This is a genomic window from Mycobacterium sp. NGS33 (genome assembly GCF_059812885.1).
In genome coordinates this window covers 650,912-668,583 of sequence record NZ_JCALDN010000002.1, presented here as the reverse complement: position 1 = coordinate 668,583, position 17,672 = coordinate 650,912, and the positions used below count along the sequence as shown (strand labels likewise).

The following is a 17,672-nucleotide window of genomic DNA, read 5'->3' as shown; positions in this document are numbered from 1 at the left end:
GGTGGCATTCTCCACTAATGCGGACCAGGCTGACTTCGCTCAGACCAAGGACGCAATCTTCGAGGGGTTCATCACCCCGGACCTCGCTCAGGACTACTTCGCTGCGGCGCAGCGGACTTCGGTCGTGCAGCAGCTTGCCCGCAAGGTGCCTCTCGGCCCGAGCGGCGTCAAGATCCCGCACTTCAACAAGACCAACGTCACCGCGCAGTGGGTCGGCGAAGCCGAGGCCAAGCCGACGACCAAGGGCGCGCTGTCGATGCAGTCGTTCGTGCCCCACAAGATCGCGGCGATCATCGTTGACTCCGCTGAGGTTGTGCGTCTGAACCCGGGTGCCTACATCACCCACATGCAGCAGGCTGTCGGTGAAGCGATCGGCAAGTCGTTCGATGACGCTGTGCTGCACGGGATCAGCTCCCCCTTCGGGAAGTACCTGGACCAGACCAGCAAGATCAACTCGCTGGGGACCAAGACCCACGGGTCTGCCGCGAACGTCTACCTGGACCTGTCGGTCGACGCGCTGTCTCAGTTGACGGCCGACCGCAACGCGGACGGCAACCGCTACCGCTGGACGGGTACCGCGCTGGACGTCATCACCGAGCCGATCCTGAACGGCGCGGTGGACAGCACCGGGCGTCCGTTGTTCAACGAGCCGACCTACTCGGGTCAGGCTGGACCGGTTCGCCCCGGCAGCATCATCGGCCGTCCGACCTTCCTGTCGGACCAGGTTGAGGCTGGCACCGGAGTCTACGGCTACATCGGTGACTTCTCGCAGGTCGTCTGGGGCCAGATCGGTGGCATCAGCTACTCGGTCAGCAACGAGGCCACGGTCACCCTCGGTGGCGACCTCGTCTCGCTGTGGCAGCACAACTTGGTGGCGATCCTGGTCGAGGCCGAGTTCGGTGTTCTGATCAACGACACCGAGGCCTTCGTGAAGCTGGCTCCGTACGCCTACACCCTGTCCGCTAACGGGACCGCTGGTTCCACCAAGCTGACCGTGAACGGCGTGCAGACCGGTGCGATCACCGTGTCCACTGCTGGCATCAAGGCTGCCGACGTCAACGCCGCTCTGGCCGACGCTGGCATCTCCGATGTCCGCGCTGCGGGCCTGGCTGGTATCAGCGACGCCACGGCGGGATCTGTCTCGCTGATGTCGTCTGCTGCGGTTACCAAGGCTGACACCACCACCACCACCACGCTTACTGCTAAGTAAGCCTTGACACCTAACAGGGGAGGCCCTTCGGGGCCTCCTCTTCTAGGGCTGAGATGCCCTGAGACCGACGAACTTAGAGGAGTGGTATAGATGGCTGCCTACGCTGACGTTAGCGACGTAACGGCGCGCTGGGGCAAAGACCCTGCCTCCCTCGACACCGCGCTGCAGACGCTTATCAACACCCGGCTCGCTGACGCTGAGCGGATGCTGAAGCGGAAGATCGCAGACCTCGCCACCCAAGCTGACGACGACGAGGACTTCCTCGCGGAAGTCAAGCGGGTCGAGTCGGAAGCCGTTCTGCGGCTGGCCAAGAACCCGGACGGCTACCTGTCCGAGGGTGACGGCAACTACCAGTACATGCTGATGAACGACATCGCCTCCGGGACGCTGGAGATTCTCCCTAGCGAGTGGGAAGCGTTGGGCGTTATCAACGAGGGGATGTTCGTCATCACCCCGTTCCCGGTGGTGGGTTCCTGATGGCCACGATTGTTGTCGGCCCTTACACGGTCGACGCCACACAGTGCCAGTGGGATGTTCCCGGCGGCCACAAGTGTGTCCACGACTGGCGGATCACAGGCCCCGCAGGCGTTAAGTCCCTCACCGGCAAGCCGGATCAGTTCTGGGACAACGTCGAAAAGACGGGCGACATCCACTCGGATGCCCAATGAGCCTCCTCGACCGCAGCCCCAGCTTCGAGCCCTGCGTCGTCTACCCGGAGGTCACGAGGATCGACGAGGACGGGAACACCATCACGAAGGCCTCCACCGAGGGGATCAACGCGGTAGCCCGCTTCCAGATCCAAGGGCAGTCGGGCACTTCCAGCCGTCTGGCTGAGCAGGAGGACGAGGGGTTCAGCAGCGAGCGGGTCTACACCGTTCGCTTCCCGAACTCGTTCACCGCAGAGCACGGAGAGCTCGGAGCGCAGGCTGTCATCGAGTGGGGGCTGGACTCCCAGGGTCGGCCGGCTCGGTACCAGATCTTCGGTGACGCACAGCGATACGGCAGCTCCCGCAGGACGCGGCACGTCGTCTACACGATCAAGCGGACCTAGCGATGGTCGAGCTCATCAGCGAGAAGGCGATGAACACCGTCGTCTCCCACCTGGGAGAAGTCAAAGGCAAGGTCCACGACGAGGCCAGGGGCATCGCGGAAGCGGCTAAGGCCATCCTCGAAGAGGCGAGGGCAAGTACCCGGTGGCACAAGATCATCGGGCCTTCCCACCTGACCAACGTCGACTCCAGCCAAGGCGAGGTTGACGCTTTCGCCAACCTCAACGCACCCAACCCGATGGCCATCGAGTTCGGTCACGAACCGTCCGGTGTGTTCGGCCCCGGAGGCCGATACGGGGACACGAAGACCAAAGCGCCCGAGGGCCTGTACATCCTGCACAAGGCATCCGGGTTCGGATTGGAATAGGACATGGCAGACCTAAAGCCCAAGCTGTCTCGGGCGCAGAAGATCGTTCTGCCCATCCTGAGCGCCGCCTTCGCAGACTACGACCGGGCTGTGAAGGTCGGCACATGGACCGAGGACATCGACTACCGGGACTTCCCGTTGTTCAACGTCAAACGCCTCGGCGGGAAGCGCAACGAGAAGCGCCCCTTGAAGTTCGGTCTAACGGTCATCGAGTTGACCTGTTACGACGTAGTAGATCTCCCGACCACGGAAAACCTGTACGACGTTGCCCTGGAGGCCCTGTACACAGCCGTTCGGAAGCAGACGGTGACCCCCTACGGGTATCTGTCGTCAATCAAAGAAACGATGGGAGCCACCGAGTTTGGCTCCCCGTTCCAGGACTCCTGGCGGGTCCAGGGGCTTATCCAGCTAGGCATACGACCCTCTCGGTCGTAGCGCCAAGCGACTTAGGGGTACGACCGCCCCGACCCACCACATAACAACCCGAAAGGAGAGCGCACATGGCGCTCGATGACGACGCTGCATTGGTTGTAGCACAGGGGTTTGTGTTCATCAACGACGTCGCGGCTCTGGCCCCGACGCCGAGCCAGGTGGACACCCTCGACCCCGACACGTTCGGAGCGGACGTTCGGAACATCAAGGTGACCAACACGGCCACCAAGTTCACCCTGACGCTCGGTGAGGACACCACCGATGACATCAACCTGCCGGCCACTGCCGAACAGGTCCAGAACGCCCTAGAGGCGCTGGAGAGCGTCGGCCCGGGGAACATCGACATCAAGGGTGAGTCGGCTACCGACACCGATGGATTCACGATCGCCCTGATCGGTGACAAGATGGGCACCGCCTTTGCTGTCACTGGTACCGCCACCGGAACCGGAACCCCGACCGTCACCGTCACTCAGGTGGCGTCCCCGAACGGCTGGGTCAACGTGGGGCATACCTCGCGTGATGACCTGCCCGAGTTCGGATTCGACGGCGGCAAGAAGCAGATGCGCGGCACCTGGCAGCGCAAGCGTCTCCGCGAGGTCGAGTCTGGTGACCCGACTGAGGACTCGCTGAAGTTCACGCTGGAGCAGTTCGACCGCAACTCGCTGGAGCTGTACTTCGGTGAGGACGCCGCTGACACGTCCGGCGTGTTCGGTGTTGACGGCAACTTCACCCCGGTCGAGAAGTCGGTCTTCGTCGTCCTGGTGGACGGCGACGCCCGCGTCGGGTTCTACGCCTCCAAGGCTGAGATCTCCCGCGACGCTTCGATCAAGATGCCGCTGGACAACTTCGCCGGTCTGCCGGTGAAGGCCACCTTCCTGAACTACGGCACTCGCCGGCTGTACGACTGGATCTCGCTGGACCTGTTGGGTTCTGCGTAGTACTTGACACCTCCCGAGGTGTCTGTTTAACCGGGGGAGCGGGTTCACCTTGGCGGGCCGCCCGCTCCTCCTCTAACACCGCCCGCCGACACGAAAGGTCCGCTACCCAATGACTAACAACGTATTCACCCTGCAGGCGCTCCGAGAGGAAACCAAGAAGCAGTTCGAGCCGTTCGCAATCAAGCTGTCCGATGGTTCGCAGTGCGAGCTGAAATCGACCCTCCGGCTTTCCAAGGAAGACCGTAAGGCCGTGAAGGACAGCATAGATGCCCTGTCCAAGGTGGACTCCGAGGATGACAGCCCGGAGGCACTGGACAAGGTTGTCGAGATCATCTCGAAGATCTTCTACGCGGTGGCTGACAAGCCCGCGAAGCTCCTGTCCGATCTCCACGATGACGACAAGCACATCCATGTTGCCCTGATGTCCAAGGTCCTGAACGCATGGATCGAGGACACCGAAGCGGGGGAAGCCTAGAGCTCGCCCGCCTCATTGACGAGGCTGGCGAGGATCTCATACCGGATCTGAAGCAGTACTACGGGATTGACCTCCGGGATTTGTTCTCGGAGGACAAGCCCCTCTCCCCCCGGTGGGCTCTGATGCATGTTCTGCACCTGCCGATCGAGTCTGCGTTCGTAGCGCAACTGCGCGGTGGGCCTGAGTTCAGAGGCTGGTCACCGGATCGGTACATGGCAGCGAGGCAGATAGACCTCCAGGCCATAGCGAACTGGATGTTCCTGAGCGCCAACCGAGACCCGGACAGTAAAGCTCCCGAGATGCCGGAGCCGTATCCGCTCCCCGACGACATCAAGGTCAAGAAGCAGCTCAAAGACAAGCCAGGCTCCTTCGGATTCATGGCCAAAACCCTGTTGGCGAAAGCGAAGAAACGAAAGGCGGCTGAGGCTAATGGCTGAACGGCGACCCCCCTTGATCAAGGTCACCCCGGACACCGCTGAGTTCCGGAGGAAGTTGTTGGCTGCGCTAGAGGTCATCGAGAAGCGGAAGGGGTCTGATGGCTGATGGCTGGAGGACAGGTAGTCGGCACTATCTCGATCAAGGTCACCCCGGACACCTCGAAGTTCCGGCGTGAGCTGCACGCCGAGCTGGCGGCGATCGAGAAAAGCGAAGAATTCAAGGTCAAGGTTAAGGCCGACTTTGACAAGAACGGCCTAGCCGAGAAGGTTAAGGCGGCAGCCGAAGAGGCTGATGCCAGGGCCAAGGTGAAGGTAGACGTCAACACCGATTACCTGAAGGGCAAGATTGCCCAGGAGCTGAGCGGCTTTAGAACCAAGGTCAAGGTTGACGTTGATGTCGACCGGTCGTTCCTCGACCGCCTCCGTGGCCGGATCGGCGGCGGTGGAGGCGGTGGGGGCGGCTTCGGAGGTGGCGGTGGTGGTTTCGGCGGCGGTCTAGGTTCCGCTGGGAACTTCGGCTCCCCGGCGAACCTGATCGCGATCATGTCGCTGCTCCCCCCGGCCCTAGCCATCCTCGCCCCGGCCTTGGCATCGCTGCCCGCGCTCATCTCGGGCGTGGTGGCACCGATTGGCGCTGTCGCACTAGGCATGAACGGCCTCAAGAAGGCCGCTGAGGACTCAGGCCTGGCTACCACAGACAAGAAGGGCAAGCTGAAGGCGGGACCCGCCCTCAAGGCGCTCACAGACTCCGTATCGGACGTTTTCGCCAAGGGGATGACCCCGGTTCTTCAGCAGCTCCTCACGGTCGCTAAGCCGGTTACCACGGCGATGCGCGGCATTGCCGAGGGTCTGGTCAACGTCGCCTCTGGCGTGGCCAAGACGTTGACATCGCCCGCGATCGTCAACCAGCTCAACACGTTGTTCGCCAACATCGGTGGAGGCCTTTCGGCTGCCGCCCCGGGCATCTCGGCGTTCACGACGGGCTTCGTCAACCTGGCCACCCAGGTGTCTACTCACTTCCCCGGGTTGGCCAACTGGTTCAACGAGCTTGGAGACAAGTTCTCAGGCTGGGTCTCGAAGATCAGCGCGGACGGGACTCTCGATAAAGCGATCTCGGGTATGCGCCCGGTGTTGGATTCGGTAGTCGGGTTCGTCGGCAAGCTGTTCGACGCCGGCATCAAGCTGGCTGCCGATCCGCAGATGCAGAACAGCATCAAGCAGACGCTGGACTCCATCACCAACCTGACGGTTAAGGCGTTGCCCGACCTGACGAACTTCTTCAACACGATCGCCCCGATCATCGAGAAGTTTGTAAACCTTTTGCCCGGAGGGCACACTCAGGCACTGAACCCTGACGGATCTCCGGCGACTCCTGTCCGGCCCGGCTTCCAGCCGTGGTGGTCTGGCAAGCAGGACCCGACACAGGGCGGAAAGATCGGGAGTCCGATGTTTCCGGGGATACCAACGGACGACGCTGGAATTATCAACGGAGCCAAAGGGCTCTGGAACAAGTTCACCGGCATCTTCGACACCAGCGGCGGGTCGCTCGGTCAGAGCTTCCTAGATCAGCTCAAGGACATATTCAACCCGGACAGACTCGGCAAGAAGCCGCTGGGCGTCCTTACGCCTCAGCTCGCCAACGCCCAAGCGGACACCACCCCGTTTAATCCCGGGCCGGTGGCCCCTGGGTTCGCACAAAACCCCTCTGGGGCAGGGCAGGCAGCCCAACAGGCTGCCCAGCAGGCGCAGGGGATCTCCGGTCAGATTAAGGCCGCGTTCGACCAGATACCCCAGCAACTGCAAGGGGTTTGGCAGGCTGTCACCGCAGGCTCCCAAGGTGCTTTCGACGGCCTGGTGAACGCAGCGAAGACCGCTGTGCAGCAGATCATCGCAGAAGTCGGGAAGATCCCCGGCGAGGTAACCAAGGCCCTATCCGGGCTGAGGGCTGCGGGTGAGGCTGCTGGACAGGCTCTAGGCCAGGGTATGGCCGCTGGTATCACAGCCGGCAAGGGAGCAGCCGTAGCTGCTGCCAAGGACCTGGCTTCTGCTGTCGAGGGCGCTGCGAAGGTGCAGCTTGGAATCAAGTCACCGTCAACGGTATTCGCCAGTATCGGTAACTACACAGCCCAGGGCTTCCAACAGGGCCTGGAGGGTGGTTTCCAAGGTGTAATCCAGCGGGCTACCGACCTAGCGGGTCGGGTCTCCGAGGCGATGAAGAACGGTGTGGCCACTCCTGGTCTGGCGAAGAACATCAGCGATGAGCTGAAGGAAATCGGTGCGGAGTACGACCAACTGAAGGTCCAGCGAGACTCGCTCGACCCGAAGGACAAGGCCGGTCGCAAGTCGATCACCGATCAGATGCGCCAACTGCAGACCCTTAGGGATCAGCTCAAGTTGGGGAAGGACTACTTCCCGGACAAGAAGGGAAACTCCCCGCAGGACATGAACATCGGTCAGATGTTCGGTCAGCAGCTCCAGAAGCTGCCGGGTATCGGGTCCAACTTCGCTATGGCGAACATCAACCAGTTCGAGCAGGACCTGGGCATCTCCGGTAAGGGTGCGATCCCGACGATCGCCAACATCGGTATCCAGTGGGCGACTTCGCAGTTGTCCAAGTCGATCGGTAGCGCGTTCGGTAACCAGGCGAAGCCCGGTGGCGGTAACGACACCCACATCCACGTCAACTCCGTGGACGAGGCGATGGCCGTCAAGCAGAACGAGCAGAACCGTAAGGCGCTGCAATACGCCGGTCGGTGAGCGTTTTTCGACGCTCTCGACTTGACACCTAACGAGGGTAGATGAGCAATCAATACGGAACGCACGACGACACCGTCGTAGAGCTCGAAGGTGTCAACGGCGAGTGGTTCACGATCGCCGGCCCGAATGCCGGTGACCGGGGTATGTACCTCGGCACCGGGGTGAAGGGTCTGTTCGACCCTCCCGTCAAGACGGTCTACGAGGAGCCTGGCAACTTCCCGGGAGCCAGGTTCCTCTCCTACCGCATCCTGCGCCGTGACATCACGCTGGCGATCCTGATCCTCGCGGATCGGGACGACCCTTGGTCTGGAAGGGATTCCGCGCTGAGGAAGGCGCTGGCCTTCAACCGGGACGCATACATCCACGTCACCACGCCCGAGTCCGGGCACCGGAAGTTGAAGGTACGTCTGGGGTCTGCCCTTGAGGTAGACCTCGACACCGACCCCCACCTGGGTCTGGTGCTCGACGTCAAGATGACGCTGGTCGCAGCGGACCCGTTCTGGTGGGAAGACGACGTAGTCCACACGGCGAAGACCAAGCGGGACACCCGGTTCCAGCCGACGATTGTCGACGGGATCTTCCCGGCGTTCACCACGCTGCCGCAGGAGACCCTGAAGATCAACGTGGCCAACCTGAACCCCACCGACCAGTACATCTGGTTGAAGTGGACGGTTCCAGGCTCCAAGGAGCAGATCCCCGATCTGCCTTGGCCTTTCCCACCTGGCATCGCCATCCCGTGGGACCAGGCCCCTTACACGCAGTGGATCATCCCGGACTACTCGTTCGAGGACGAGGAGCAGGCCGACAGACGTCTGCAGCTCCCCGGTCTGATCATCGGTGAGGACTGTGTCATCGACACAGACCCACGGGTCGAGCAGATCACTTCTGCCAGCGGCTCTCAGGTCTGGGCTCGGATGAACGGTGTCAGGTTCCGCTACCCGGTTCCGCCGTACACCCAGAACAAGAAGTTCGAGATCACCGTCGCCGGATGTGCTCCGGGGCAGATGATCACGCTCCGCATCCCCCGTCCGTGGTCTCGCCCGTGGGGGCTCGAATGATTTACGTCCTTCGCATATTCGGACATCCGGTAGTGACTTTCGGCCCTGAGTACACCGAGGACGAGCTAGAACTGCAGACCCGGATAAGCAACACCGGAGGGCAGTTTGAGCTCGCTCAGGAGGCTTCTGAGGTCGAATACGAGGAAGAGGAGTCTGACTTCAGATTCAGACCTAGCGGAGGCCCCAAGTGAGCCCCGGGCTGGCGACTCTCGAAGAGTCGACCTCGTTGTACGACAAGGTTGTTAGGGACCGAGGGGACATCGGTGCCCCCGGTCCTCCGATCCCGGACATCAAGCCGCCGAAGCTGTACCCGCCGTACGACCTGAGTCAGCGGGCTGAGCACGAGCGGCTCTGGCAGGACACCCTCAAGCGCAGGGATGTGCTGGAGCAGGCGAGGCTTGCTCCCCCTCGGATTCGTCTGTGGGACGGCGACTTCAACCTCCGGGGAGAGGTCGCCGGCTGGCTGGACATCGACTACGAGTTCATCGAGAACGACACCGGGACTGCGGTGCTCCAGCTTCCGCTGGTGCACTACCTGGCCAAGTGGGTGATGAACTTCCGAGGCCGCGCTAAGCGCAACGTGCTGATCACGATCGACAAGCAGGGCTCTCGGTGGTCGGGCTTTATGGATCACTACACGATCAAAAAGCAAAAGGGTGGGATGGCCCACCTGGAGATCACCTTCAAGCACGACTACGAGCAGGCTAAGCACATCGTCTGCTGGGCTAACCCGTTCCTGCGTCCCGAGCTTCAGTTCCCGAAGCTGTGGATCGTATTCGGGCCGGCCAAGTGGTGTTTGCTGATGACGTTGTTCGTCAACATCCTCCGGCTCGAAACGAGCCTGTGGACGCTGCCGGATAACCCTCTCGATCTATCCGAGTGGTTCCCGTTCTCGCTCAACACAGCGACGTGGAGGAACATCGTCAAGCCGTTCCCGTTGCTCGGGGACAACTCCAACCTGACGATCGTCTTCTCCCGGTTCCAGAAGTTCCACGACGTCGCTAAGAAGACGCTCGAAGACGCTCAGCTCACGATGACCTGCAGGCGGTACATAAAGGGTGAAGACCCTCACCCGTTCCAAGACCTTCAGGGTGAGTTCGACATCGAGATCCTCGGGGTCTCGATCTTCGAGGATCTGTTCAGCCACATACCGATTAGGCACGGCTGTCTGGTCTGGGACTGCGTCGACAACTCCGGCTGGGGTACAGAGACCGCCTTCGGCGGTTCGCTGCTCACAGGGCTTATCAGGGCCGTTGTCAACATCACCGACGACGGTTACACCGAGGGCATCGACATCTTCACCGGCGATGCCACATTCCCAGGGGAGTACTACAACCCGGGCTTCCTGGGCACGAGGCCGATGGCCCCGTGGGTGGTATTCGAGGACGGTCCCCTGACCGGGATCGAGTCCTCGGAGTTCACCTACTACGAGGCTACGGATACGTCCTTCCTGACCGGTGGGCACTCGATGCCCGGTGTGAACGAGGCTATCTCGGCCGGTGTCAACATGGTCGGGGACTTCCTCACCTCGCTGATCAACTCGGCGATCGCTGCGGCACCTGGTGCTGCTGCATTCGGCGGGGCCATAGACCTCCCGCCGCTCGGCGGCGTCATGGACGCCCTCGCCAAGATCCTCTACGAGGATGTGTTCCTGGCGTTCATGGAGATCCCCAGTCTGCGTGCGGCTTCGGGCGGTATCACCCTGCCGATCGCTGGGCTTGAGGACAACGCTACGAGCCTCGGAGACTTCCACTACTACGAGGGCTGGGCTGACGGCGCAGACCGCGCTTTCACCCTGTCCGCGATGATGGCCATCCGGGCGAAGATGTGGGCTACCCGTCCGCATACTAACCACGAGATCAAGGTCGCTGACGCTTCCCCGTACATCTTCGGGGAGCAGGGCTACGGCCACTGCTGGGTCGGGAACCGAGTCGGCACAACGGTGTACGACTACCCGATCCCGAATGTGATCTTCGTGGAGCGGATCGGCAAGTTGAAGTACGGCTGGGGTAAAGACGGCCCTCGCGGCTGGCAGGCCGAAGTCGGATACCGGGAACCGCAGGACCCGGCGCTCAAGGCGCTGGACCTGATTCGTCAGTTCAACCAAGTCGGAGGCGGCTTGGGGATTTTGTAACGCTCCAGCGTAGCTGGAGCAGGAAGGCTCGCCATGCAGAAGACGAAACCCATGCCATCCCAATCGGAGTGCAACCCGGGAGACCCAGAGGAGCACTTCCTCTGGGCTCTCCGAAACATGCCTGCATTCGCGGGCTCCGGGGTGATCACCCACTCAGGATTCTTGAGGAAGTGGTCGAAGCACTTGTGGGAGGCGGGTTTCGCTCACCGCGACTATCTGGCGAGTCTCGCCGACGAGGACGGCAACATCCACGTCAGCAAGCTGCCCGAGCAGCAGATCAAGTTCCAAGAAGCATTCCGAGGGCCGCAGCACCAGTACAACGGAGCGGCCCGCTGGGTTCGGGCTGATGAGCCCGAGCCTGAAGTCACCGTCATCCCGGACATCCGGCAGATGACACAGCAAGAGAATTGGGCTCTCGCATACCAGCTCCAGGCAGCCGGCTACAAGATCCCAGACCCGCCACAACCTTCAAAGGCCAGAGTCTTTGAGGAATCAGAGGTTTCCCATGAGCAGTGAGCTTGAGGACACGCAGGCCCTCGACCCGCGAGAGCTACAGGACGATCCCGTCCCCACTCCCCCAGACCAACCGAAAGGCACCGCAGTGACAGAGGACTTTGACACATCCGACGTGCAGGACACTCCCACCGTCGAGAAGATCATGGAACACCTGCCGAGTCCTGCCGAGGTCCGTGCGGTCGCTATCGCGCTGGTTTCCGTTGTGGCAGCGGGGATTGGGCGTGATGTGAACATCACCCCGATCATCGACTCGGCCCTGGCCGTGTACACGCTGATCGTGCCGTTCGGGTTGTCGATCTGGTTTGGCCGCAAGGTCAAGAAGGTCTCGGCTGTTACTCCTCCGTCGACATGAGCCAGGCACTGGAATGGGCGGGGATCGCTTCCGGCCCAACCGGCTTGCTCCTGGGTGCGTGGATTAAGGGTCTGTTCGAGAAGCGCAGCCGCAAGGCTGAGGCCAGCAGGACCGAGGCTGAGATCCCCAAGCTGGACGCCGAGGCGGCGAAGATCATCGCCGACACGGCGGTGGTGTTGGTAGCACCGCTGAAGCAGGAGATCGCCGATCTAAACGAGCGGCTGGACAGCTTGGAGCAGGAGAACAAGGACTCGAAGGCCAAGCTGCAGCTCGCGTTTGACTATATCGTCACGCTGCTGCGCTGGATCTCTCGCCATGTCCCGGACAAGACACCTCCCGTAGCACCGGCACTCCTAGACCTCTGAAAGGAGTCGGCCTGTGACCACACCGAATCAGTCGGACGCCGACGTCTTCGGCAACATCCCCGACCTCGCCTCGCTGGTGGGTCTCGGGGCGTTCAAAGTAGGAGGCGGTGGGTCCACCAACTGGGGACAGGGCGTCACAGAGGACTTCGTCCAGTCGTTGATCAAAGGCCCCGCCATCTCGCTGCCGACCTCGATCAGCGACGTCCCGGCAGCGATCGTCAAGCTGGGTGAGTACCTGGCCACGCTTCCGCTGGAGGCGCTGCAGCTGTTCGAGGGGTTCATCCCCGGCTCGGTGGCAGAAGACTTCGCGGACGTCACAACGGCGGTCAGCACGATCGTCAACGGGCTGCTGGTCGATCCGCTGGGGACGATCGTCACCGTCCTCAACCAGATCATCGAGATCTTCCAGGGTCTGGTTGTCACCCCGGTGAACGAGGGTGTCCAGTCCATCAAGGACTGGGTCTCCGCTCAAGAGAACAACCTGAAGAACTTGGTGGCCAACCTGTTCGGCGGGTTGGCCCAGCAGGACGGAACTAACGCCACCTCTGCGGACGTCGGTAACGCCGCAGCGGACACCTCGACCAAAGCGGATTCTGCCGCCTCGATCGGTGAGCTCAACAGCGAGATCCTGTCGATCCGCAACAACAAGTCGATCATGTCCGGGATTGACGAGACCGAGGAGTCGAACTTCCTGCTGACCGACTTGTTCAGCGGAGGGACCGACCCGACCGACATCATCTCGGCTACAGCGTCTTCTGTCCCCGTCGCCTACTGGCGAGCGGAGCAGGCTGCCAAGAAGGGGTTCATCTCCTGGTTCGGTAAGGGCTTCGACAACATCACAGCCCTGTACATCGACGTGTACAAAGCGAACTACGACACGTCGACCTGGGACCTGATCCACACGTCTCCCAACCAGATTGGCCCCGTCGACACGACGTGGAAGTACCTGGTCTACTCAATCGCGGACGAGGCTGAGCGGCTGGACATCCAGCCCAGCGACGTGCTGGGCGTGGCCTGGCGGGTCGTCGGTACAGGTACCCACTCGATCGCCGGTAAGTCGGCGGGCTCGTGGCTGCCGGATCACCCTACGGTGGTCCCGGCTCGGCCGGCATCCACCCGGACGGGTTCTGGTGCCCTGGCTTTCTCGTCTACGACCTACTCCAGCGACATCCCGTGGTTCGGCATCGGGATCGTGACAGGCGACATCGCGCCGCCTGTCCTGACTCCGCGTAAGCAGACGTTCGCTGCTGCAGGCAACTTCACCTACACCATCCCCGAGCAGTTCCGTGTCAAGGGCAGCCTGATCGACATCGTCCAGTTGGGTGACGGTGGTGGTGGAGATGCCATCCCAGCGGCTCCCGGTGGTGACTGCGGTAAGTGGAAGGGTACGACGCTCGAATACGGCGTCGACATCCCGGACGGCACGACGACCATCACAGGCACAAACGGCCCCGGTGGAGCTGGCGGATCTGTCTCCAACATCAACGGCAGCAACGGCTCCGGCAACACCGTGGTGGTTCCCGGGTACGGGACTCTCACCGCAGCAGGCGGTGCAGCCTCCGGCGCTCCCGGCTTCTTCGGCCAGGGTGTCACCCCGTTCACCTACCAAGGAGTCATCTACCAAGGCGGTGGCGAGGCTACGGTCCCCGGCCAGGACGGCCCATCACCCGGTGCGGGTGGTGGCTCGTGGGCTACCTTCTCCGGCTCTGCCGGTAAGGGTGGCCGAGCGCAGACCTGGTTCGTTGCACGACAACCCTAGCGACACAAAGAATCCCCGGACTGGGCTTATTGCCTGGTCCGGGGCTTTTTTTGTTTGGGTAGAAGAGGTGCTCTGTACAACGTGAAGGCCACCGGCCACGTCGCCAAGCTGCGCCGCGACCTGTCGGTGTAGTCAGCCGCCGATGACGGCGGCCTCGGTGTACTCGGTGATCGGCCGCGCGACCCCCTGTTCGTCGCAGACCCACTGCAGCTTCTCCAGCGTCTCGTCGATCCCCGGGCCCAGCCGCGCTCCGGGCGTGAAGGTGGCCGGGAGGTGCTGCATGCCCTGGATCACGCCGATCGTCGGATAGTGCACGGTGCCCTCGGGGTCGCAGCGGTAGTCGGGCATCCGGTCGAGCACCGCCGTGAGCATCGACTTGAACACCACCCGCGCGACATTGGAACCGATACAGCGATGGATTCCGAGCCCGAAGCTGAAGTGCCGGTTGTTCTTTCGGCTCAGGTCTAGCCGATTCGGATCGGGGAACACCGCGGGATCGCGGTTGGCCATCGCCCAGGACAACCAGAGGCGATCGCCCTCCTTGAACCGCGTGCCCGCTATTTCGAGGTCGGCGGCGATCGTGCGCCCGTCGCCGGGAGCGGGCGTGAAGTAACGCAGGAATTCCTCGGTCGCCGAGTCGAGCAGCGTCTCCGATTCCCGCCTCAACAGTTCGCTCTGCTCGGGATTTTCGCCCAGCCATTCGAGTGCGTGCGCGGTCAGCGCCGTCGTCGTGTCGAACCCCCCGCCGATGATCAAGCCCAGCATCCCGAGCAGTTCGGCGTCGGGCGCGGGTTCTCCGTCGATCTTCAGCCTCGCGAGCGCGTCCACGATGCCGGGTCGCGGGTTCTCGCGGATCTCCAGGAGATGGTTGAACAGGTCCGCTCCCATCGCCATCGTCTGCTCCAAAACCCTTGGGGCGTCCGGGGAATCGGCGGGGGTGTAGACGTTGGCGTGGGCCGGCTCGCAATACAGCTGCCACTTCTTCAGCGGAACGCCCATGATCGCCAGCGTCAGGACGGCGGGCACCACGTTCGCGAGATCGTCGACGAAGTCGATCCGGCCGGTTTCGATCTTCTCGTCGATGCTGGCCCGCACGATCTCGTCGACGAACGGCTTCCAGCGCTTGACGGCCGCCGGCGACAGGTAGGGGTTGAGGATGCTGCGGTACGCGGAGTGCTCGGGTTCGTCCATCTCGAGCATGCCACCGCGGACGCCGGTGCCCTGCGGCAGCGTGGGAATCGTGATGCCCTTGTACCCAGTGCCTTCGCCGGTCACGTCGTGGTCGTTGGACACGTGCGGGCAACGAGCGAGCTCGAAGACTTCCCGGTTGCCCGCGGCGACCCAATGCCCGTCGTAGGTGTCGGTCCACGCGACCGGACACCTGGCATGCATCTCCTCGGTGATCGCGGTGAACCGCTCGCGGTACTCCGGGGTGTGGCGATCAAAGTGGTAACGATTGGTCTTGCGGGCGTCTCCGGCCAGGGTGTTTTCCGTGCTCACGGTCGCGTCTCCTGCGGACGAGTGGCTGCGTGTAGAAGCAGTATGCCGCGAGACTGCCGGTCTCGTTAAGCATTCTGGGGACCAGTCGGCCCAACTGGGAGAGATCCCGCCGACTCGGCAATACTGACCGCCATGAGTTCCCTCGCCGAGAAGACGCTCGCCGGATTCATCCGATTCCACGATCGCGTGTATCGGGGGACCCGCGGGTGGATCGGGCACCGGATGATGCTGATTCCCAGTCTGCTGCTGCACACGGTGGGTGCAAAGACGGGCGAGCCACGCACGGCGGCGCTGGCCTACGGCCGCGACGGCGACGACTACCTCGTGACGGCGTCCAACGGCGGCGCGCCGCGCTCGCCGGGCTGGTATCACAATCTGAAGGCTCGCCCCGACGTGGAAATTAACGTCGGCCCAAGGCGTTTCGGCGCCACGGCGCGACCGGTTCTGCCGGACGATCCCACCTACGATCGGCTCTTCACGATCGTCAACAAGGTCAACAAGGGCCAGTACGCCAGGTACCAGGAACAGACGTCGCGCCCGATCCCGATCGTGGTGCTGACACCCAAGCGCTAGCCCAGGTTGGCCAGCAGCAGCGCCTCGCTGATCGCCGCGCGTTCCAGCACGCCCAGGTGCAGGCTCTCGTTGATGCTGTGGGCCTGGGTTGCGGGGTCCTCCACGCCGGTGACGAGGATCTTCGCCTGCGGAAACGCCTCGGCGAACTCCGCGATGAACGGGATCGACCCGCCCATGCCCATGTCGATCGCATCGGTGCCCCATGCCTGCCGGAAGGCCGCACGTGCCGCGTCGTAGACGCTGCCGCTGGCGTCGATGGCGTAGGGCTCGCCGAGGTCGCCGCGGGTGACGCTGAGCTGCGCACCCCACGGCACGTGCTTTTCCAGGTGAGCGGTCAGCGCGTCCATATGCGCGGAGGCGTCACCGCCCGGCGCGACGCGCATGCTGATCTTGGCCCGCGCCCGCGGGATCAGCGTGTTCGACGCCTTTTCGATGGGGGTGGTGTCGATGCCGATCACGGTGATCGCCGGCTTGGCCCACAGCCGCTGCGGCGCCGAGCCCGAGCCGATTTCGGACACGCCGTCCAGCAGTCCGGAGTCGGCACGCACCCGCTCGGGCGGGTAATCCACTGCGGCGGCGGTGCTTTCGTGCAGACCGGCCACGGCCACGTTGCCCTCGTCGTCGTGCAGGCTGGCCAGCAGCCGCACCAGCACGCTTAGCGCATCGGGCACCACGCCGCCCCAGATGCCGGAGTGCAGGCCGTGGTCGAGCGTGGCGACCTCGACCACGCAGTCGACCAGGCCGCGCAGCGTGACCGTCAGCGCCGGGATTTCGGGGCTCCAGTTGTCCGAGTCGGCGATGACGATCACGTCGGCGGCCAGCGCGTCGCGGTGCGCGGCCAGCAGCCGGCCCAGGGACGGCGATCCGGATTCCTCTTCACCCTCGACGAACACCGTCACGCCCACCGGCGGCCGCCCGCCGTGCGCCCGAAACGCCGCCAAATGCGTTGCGATGCCGGCCTTGTCGTCGGCGCTGCCGCGCCCGTAGAGCCGGCCGCCACGCTCGGTGGGCTCGAAGGGCGGCGAGAGCCATTGGCTGCGGTCGCCTTCGGGCTGCACGTCGTGGTGTGCGTACAGCAGCACGGTGGGCGCGCCGTCCGGCGCGGGATGGCGCGCGATGACCGCCGGCGCTCCCCCTTCGCTGACGATCTGCACGTCGCCGAAACCGGCCTGCGACAATAGATCCGCGACGGCCTGCGCGCTGCGCTGTACCTCGTCGCGGCGGCCGGGGTCGGCCCAAACCGATTCGATGCGCACCAGGTCTTCCAGATCGCGCCGCACCGACGGCAGCAGTTCGCGGACGCGCTCAACCAGATCGCTCATGGGATCGAGGCTAGTCGGACGTCGTCTCCAGGATCGCCACCGCGGCGGCGGTATCGCCCTCGTGCGTCAGCGAGACGTGGATCGTCACGTCGGCCAGGTGTTTGGCGATGTCGCCGCTCAGCCGGACCCGCGGGCGTCCCCACATGTCGGTGACCACCTCGATGTCGCGGTGGATGTCCTCCGGCAGCACCGGCCGCTGGGCGAACCGCGACCCCGACCACGCCTTGATCACGGCCTCCTTGGCCGCCCAGCGGGCCGCCAGGTGACGCGCCGCCGACGAACTCTTGTCCGACGCGTCGCGGCGCTCCCCCGGGGTGAACGTCTCGGAGAAGACGGTGCCCGGCTGGTCGACCTGCTCGGCGAAATCAGGGATGGAGACGAGATCGATCCCCACACCGACAATTCCCATGGGTCGCCAGGCTAACGGA

General features: G+C 63.3%; 20 protein-coding genes and 1 pseudogene. 18 read left to right on the top strand and 3 right to left on the bottom strand.

Features of this window, described 5'->3' with window-relative positions; all coding sequences use genetic code 11:
- Position 1 precedes the first annotated feature (1 nt).
- The 17 genes and pseudogenes from AC5Y5B_RS07155 to AC5Y5B_RS07075 all read left to right on the top strand — a co-directional run.
- Positions 2–1,210: a phage major capsid protein gene (locus AC5Y5B_RS07155; protein WP_500004631.1), complete on the top strand. Its 1,209-nt coding sequence runs from the start codon at positions 2–4 to the stop codon at positions 1,208–1,210.
- Positions 1,211–1,300: 90 nt separating this feature from the next.
- Complete coding sequence (locus tag AC5Y5B_RS07150) at positions 1,301–1,687, top strand: Gp19/Gp15/Gp42 family protein (protein ID WP_500004629.1); 387 nt, start codon at positions 1,301–1,303, stop codon at positions 1,685–1,687.
- Positions 1,687–1,878 (top strand): hypothetical protein, encoded by a 192-nt coding sequence (locus AC5Y5B_RS07145; protein ID WP_500004625.1) that lies wholly within the window; start codon positions 1,687–1,689, stop codon positions 1,876–1,878. The genes AC5Y5B_RS07150 and AC5Y5B_RS07145 overlap by 1 nt, the downstream gene beginning before the upstream one ends.
- On the top strand, positions 1,875–2,261 hold the full coding sequence (locus AC5Y5B_RS07140; RefSeq protein ID WP_500004621.1) for a hypothetical protein: 387 nt from the start codon (positions 1,875–1,877) through the stop codon (positions 2,259–2,261). Before AC5Y5B_RS07145 ends, AC5Y5B_RS07140 begins: the two co-directional genes overlap by 4 nt.
- A 2-nt stretch (positions 2,262–2,263) precedes the next feature.
- Positions 2,264–2,626, top strand: a complete 363-nt coding sequence (locus AC5Y5B_RS07135) for a DUF5403 family protein (protein ID WP_202349069.1) — start codon at positions 2,264–2,266, stop codon at positions 2,624–2,626.
- 3 nt (positions 2,627–2,629) lie between these two features.
- Positions 2,630–3,061 carry a phage tail termination protein gene (locus AC5Y5B_RS07130; protein ID WP_500004615.1) on the top strand — a complete coding sequence of 144 codons (432 nt, stop codon included), beginning with the start codon at positions 2,630–2,632 and terminating at the stop codon, positions 3,059–3,061.
- A gap of 65 nt (positions 3,062–3,126) precedes the next feature.
- Positions 3,127–3,996, top strand: a complete 870-nt coding sequence (locus AC5Y5B_RS07125; protein WP_500004612.1) for a phage tail tube protein — start codon at positions 3,127–3,129, stop codon at positions 3,994–3,996.
- A 109-nt stretch (positions 3,997–4,105) separates the two neighbouring features.
- The gene (locus AC5Y5B_RS07120) at positions 4,106–4,471 is read left to right on the top strand and encodes a phage tail assembly protein (protein ID WP_500004610.1); all 366 of its coding nucleotides are present in this window, start codon (positions 4,106–4,108) and stop codon (positions 4,469–4,471) included.
- Positions 4,438–4,908, top strand: a complete 471-nt coding sequence (locus AC5Y5B_RS07115) for a hypothetical protein (RefSeq protein ID WP_500004606.1) — start codon at positions 4,438–4,440, stop codon at positions 4,906–4,908. Before AC5Y5B_RS07120 ends, AC5Y5B_RS07115 begins: the two co-directional genes overlap by 34 nt.
- Before the next feature lie 105 nt (positions 4,909–5,013).
- The gene (locus tag AC5Y5B_RS07110) at positions 5,014–7,665 is read left to right on the top strand and encodes a hypothetical protein (RefSeq protein ID WP_500004604.1); all 2,652 of its coding nucleotides are present in this window, start codon (positions 5,014–5,016) and stop codon (positions 7,663–7,665) included.
- Positions 7,666–7,706: 41 nt separating this feature from the next.
- Positions 7,707–8,723 (top strand): phage tail protein, encoded by a 1,017-nt coding sequence (locus tag AC5Y5B_RS07105; RefSeq protein WP_500004602.1) that lies wholly within the window; start codon positions 7,707–7,709, stop codon positions 8,721–8,723.
- Positions 8,724–8,910: 187 nt separating this feature from the next.
- Complete coding sequence (locus AC5Y5B_RS07100; RefSeq protein ID WP_500004600.1) at positions 8,911–10,857, top strand: Gp37-like protein; 1,947 nt, start codon at positions 8,911–8,913, stop codon at positions 10,855–10,857.
- Positions 10,858–10,890: 33 nt separating this feature from the next.
- Entirely contained in the window at positions 10,891–11,373 is a 483-nt protein-coding gene (locus AC5Y5B_RS07095; RefSeq protein WP_500004598.1) for a phage gene 29 protein family protein, read from the top strand.
- Positions 11,363–11,725 (top strand): hypothetical protein, encoded by a 363-nt coding sequence (locus AC5Y5B_RS07090; protein ID WP_500004596.1) that lies wholly within the window; start codon positions 11,363–11,365, stop codon positions 11,723–11,725. The genes AC5Y5B_RS07095 and AC5Y5B_RS07090 overlap by 11 nt, the downstream gene beginning before the upstream one ends.
- Positions 11,722–12,090 (top strand): coiled-coil domain-containing protein, encoded by a 369-nt coding sequence (locus AC5Y5B_RS07085; protein ID WP_500004594.1) that lies wholly within the window; start codon positions 11,722–11,724, stop codon positions 12,088–12,090. The genes AC5Y5B_RS07090 and AC5Y5B_RS07085 overlap by 4 nt, the downstream gene beginning before the upstream one ends.
- Positions 12,091–12,103: 13 nt before the next feature.
- Positions 12,104–13,849, top strand: coding sequence for a hypothetical protein (locus AC5Y5B_RS07080; RefSeq protein ID WP_500004592.1), 1,746 nt, complete (start codon positions 12,104–12,106; stop codon positions 13,847–13,849).
- 33 nt (positions 13,850–13,882) lie between these two features.
- Positions 13,883–13,981: pseudogene (locus tag AC5Y5B_RS07075) on the top strand (peroxiredoxin); the annotation flags it as partial.
- Here AC5Y5B_RS07075 and AC5Y5B_RS07070 read toward each other — a convergent pair.
- Entirely contained in the window at positions 13,982–15,349 is a 1,368-nt protein-coding gene (locus AC5Y5B_RS07070) for a cytochrome P450 (RefSeq protein WP_500004590.1), read from the bottom strand. It lies immediately after the preceding pseudogene.
- 132 nt (positions 15,350–15,481) lie between these two features.
- On the opposite strand from AC5Y5B_RS07070, the gene AC5Y5B_RS07065 reads away from it, so the two are divergent.
- Positions 15,482–15,922 carry a nitroreductase family deazaflavin-dependent oxidoreductase gene (locus AC5Y5B_RS07065; protein WP_500004588.1) on the top strand — a complete coding sequence of 147 codons (441 nt, stop codon included), beginning with the start codon at positions 15,482–15,484 and terminating at the stop codon, positions 15,920–15,922.
- Here the strand turns inward: AC5Y5B_RS07065 and AC5Y5B_RS07060 are convergent.
- The gene (locus AC5Y5B_RS07060) at positions 15,919–17,244 is read right to left on the bottom strand and encodes a dipeptidase (protein ID WP_500004586.1); all 1,326 of its coding nucleotides are present in this window, start codon (positions 17,242–17,244) and stop codon (positions 15,919–15,921) included. The two genes, AC5Y5B_RS07065 and AC5Y5B_RS07060, sit on opposite strands and share 4 nt — an antisense overlap.
- Positions 17,245–17,254: 10 nt before the next feature.
- The gene (acpS, locus tag AC5Y5B_RS07055) at positions 17,255–17,653 is read right to left on the bottom strand and encodes a holo-ACP synthase AcpS (protein WP_066862574.1); all 399 of its coding nucleotides are present in this window, start codon (positions 17,651–17,653) and stop codon (positions 17,255–17,257) included.
- Positions 17,654–17,672: the final 19 nt, after the last annotated feature.

Bases quoted from the DNA above. Each gene is read 5' to 3' on its own strand.
- AC5Y5B_RS07090 (WP_500004596.1), top strand. From the start codon at position 11,363: ATGAGCAGTGAGCTTGAGGACACGCAGGCCCTCGACCCGCGAGAGCTA.
- AC5Y5B_RS07130 (WP_500004615.1), top strand. From the start codon at position 2,630: ATGGCAGACCTAAAGCCCAAGCTGTCTCGGGCGCAGAAGATCGTTCTG.
- AC5Y5B_RS07060 (WP_500004586.1), bottom strand. From the start codon at position 17,244: ATGAGCGATCTGGTTGAGCGCGTCCGCGAACTGCTGCCGTCGGTGCGG.
- acpS (WP_066862574.1), bottom strand. From the start codon at position 17,653: ATGGGAATTGTCGGTGTGGGGATCGATCTCGTCTCCATCCCTGATTTC.
- AC5Y5B_RS07105 (WP_500004602.1), top strand. From the start codon at position 7,707: ATGAGCAATCAATACGGAACGCACGACGACACCGTCGTAGAGCTCGAA.
- AC5Y5B_RS07085 (WP_500004594.1), top strand. From the start codon at position 11,722: ATGAGCCAGGCACTGGAATGGGCGGGGATCGCTTCCGGCCCAACCGGC.
- AC5Y5B_RS07120 (WP_500004610.1), top strand. From the start codon at position 4,106: ATGACTAACAACGTATTCACCCTGCAGGCGCTCCGAGAGGAAACCAAG.
- AC5Y5B_RS07145 (WP_500004625.1), top strand. From the start codon at position 1,687: ATGGCCACGATTGTTGTCGGCCCTTACACGGTCGACGCCACACAGTGC.
- AC5Y5B_RS07140 (WP_500004621.1), top strand. From the start codon at position 1,875: ATGAGCCTCCTCGACCGCAGCCCCAGCTTCGAGCCCTGCGTCGTCTAC.
- AC5Y5B_RS07150 (WP_500004629.1), top strand. From the start codon at position 1,301: ATGGCTGCCTACGCTGACGTTAGCGACGTAACGGCGCGCTGGGGCAAA.
- AC5Y5B_RS07065 (WP_500004588.1), top strand. From the start codon at position 15,482: ATGAGTTCCCTCGCCGAGAAGACGCTCGCCGGATTCATCCGATTCCAC.
- AC5Y5B_RS07095 (WP_500004598.1), top strand. From the start codon at position 10,891: ATGCAGAAGACGAAACCCATGCCATCCCAATCGGAGTGCAACCCGGGA.
- AC5Y5B_RS07115 (WP_500004606.1), top strand. From the start codon at position 4,438: ATGGATCGAGGACACCGAAGCGGGGGAAGCCTAGAGCTCGCCCGCCTC.
- AC5Y5B_RS07110 (WP_500004604.1), top strand. From the start codon at position 5,014: ATGGCTGGAGGACAGGTAGTCGGCACTATCTCGATCAAGGTCACCCCG.
- AC5Y5B_RS07125 (WP_500004612.1), top strand. From the start codon at position 3,127: ATGGCGCTCGATGACGACGCTGCATTGGTTGTAGCACAGGGGTTTGTG.
- AC5Y5B_RS07135 (WP_202349069.1), top strand. From the start codon at position 2,264: ATGGTCGAGCTCATCAGCGAGAAGGCGATGAACACCGTCGTCTCCCAC.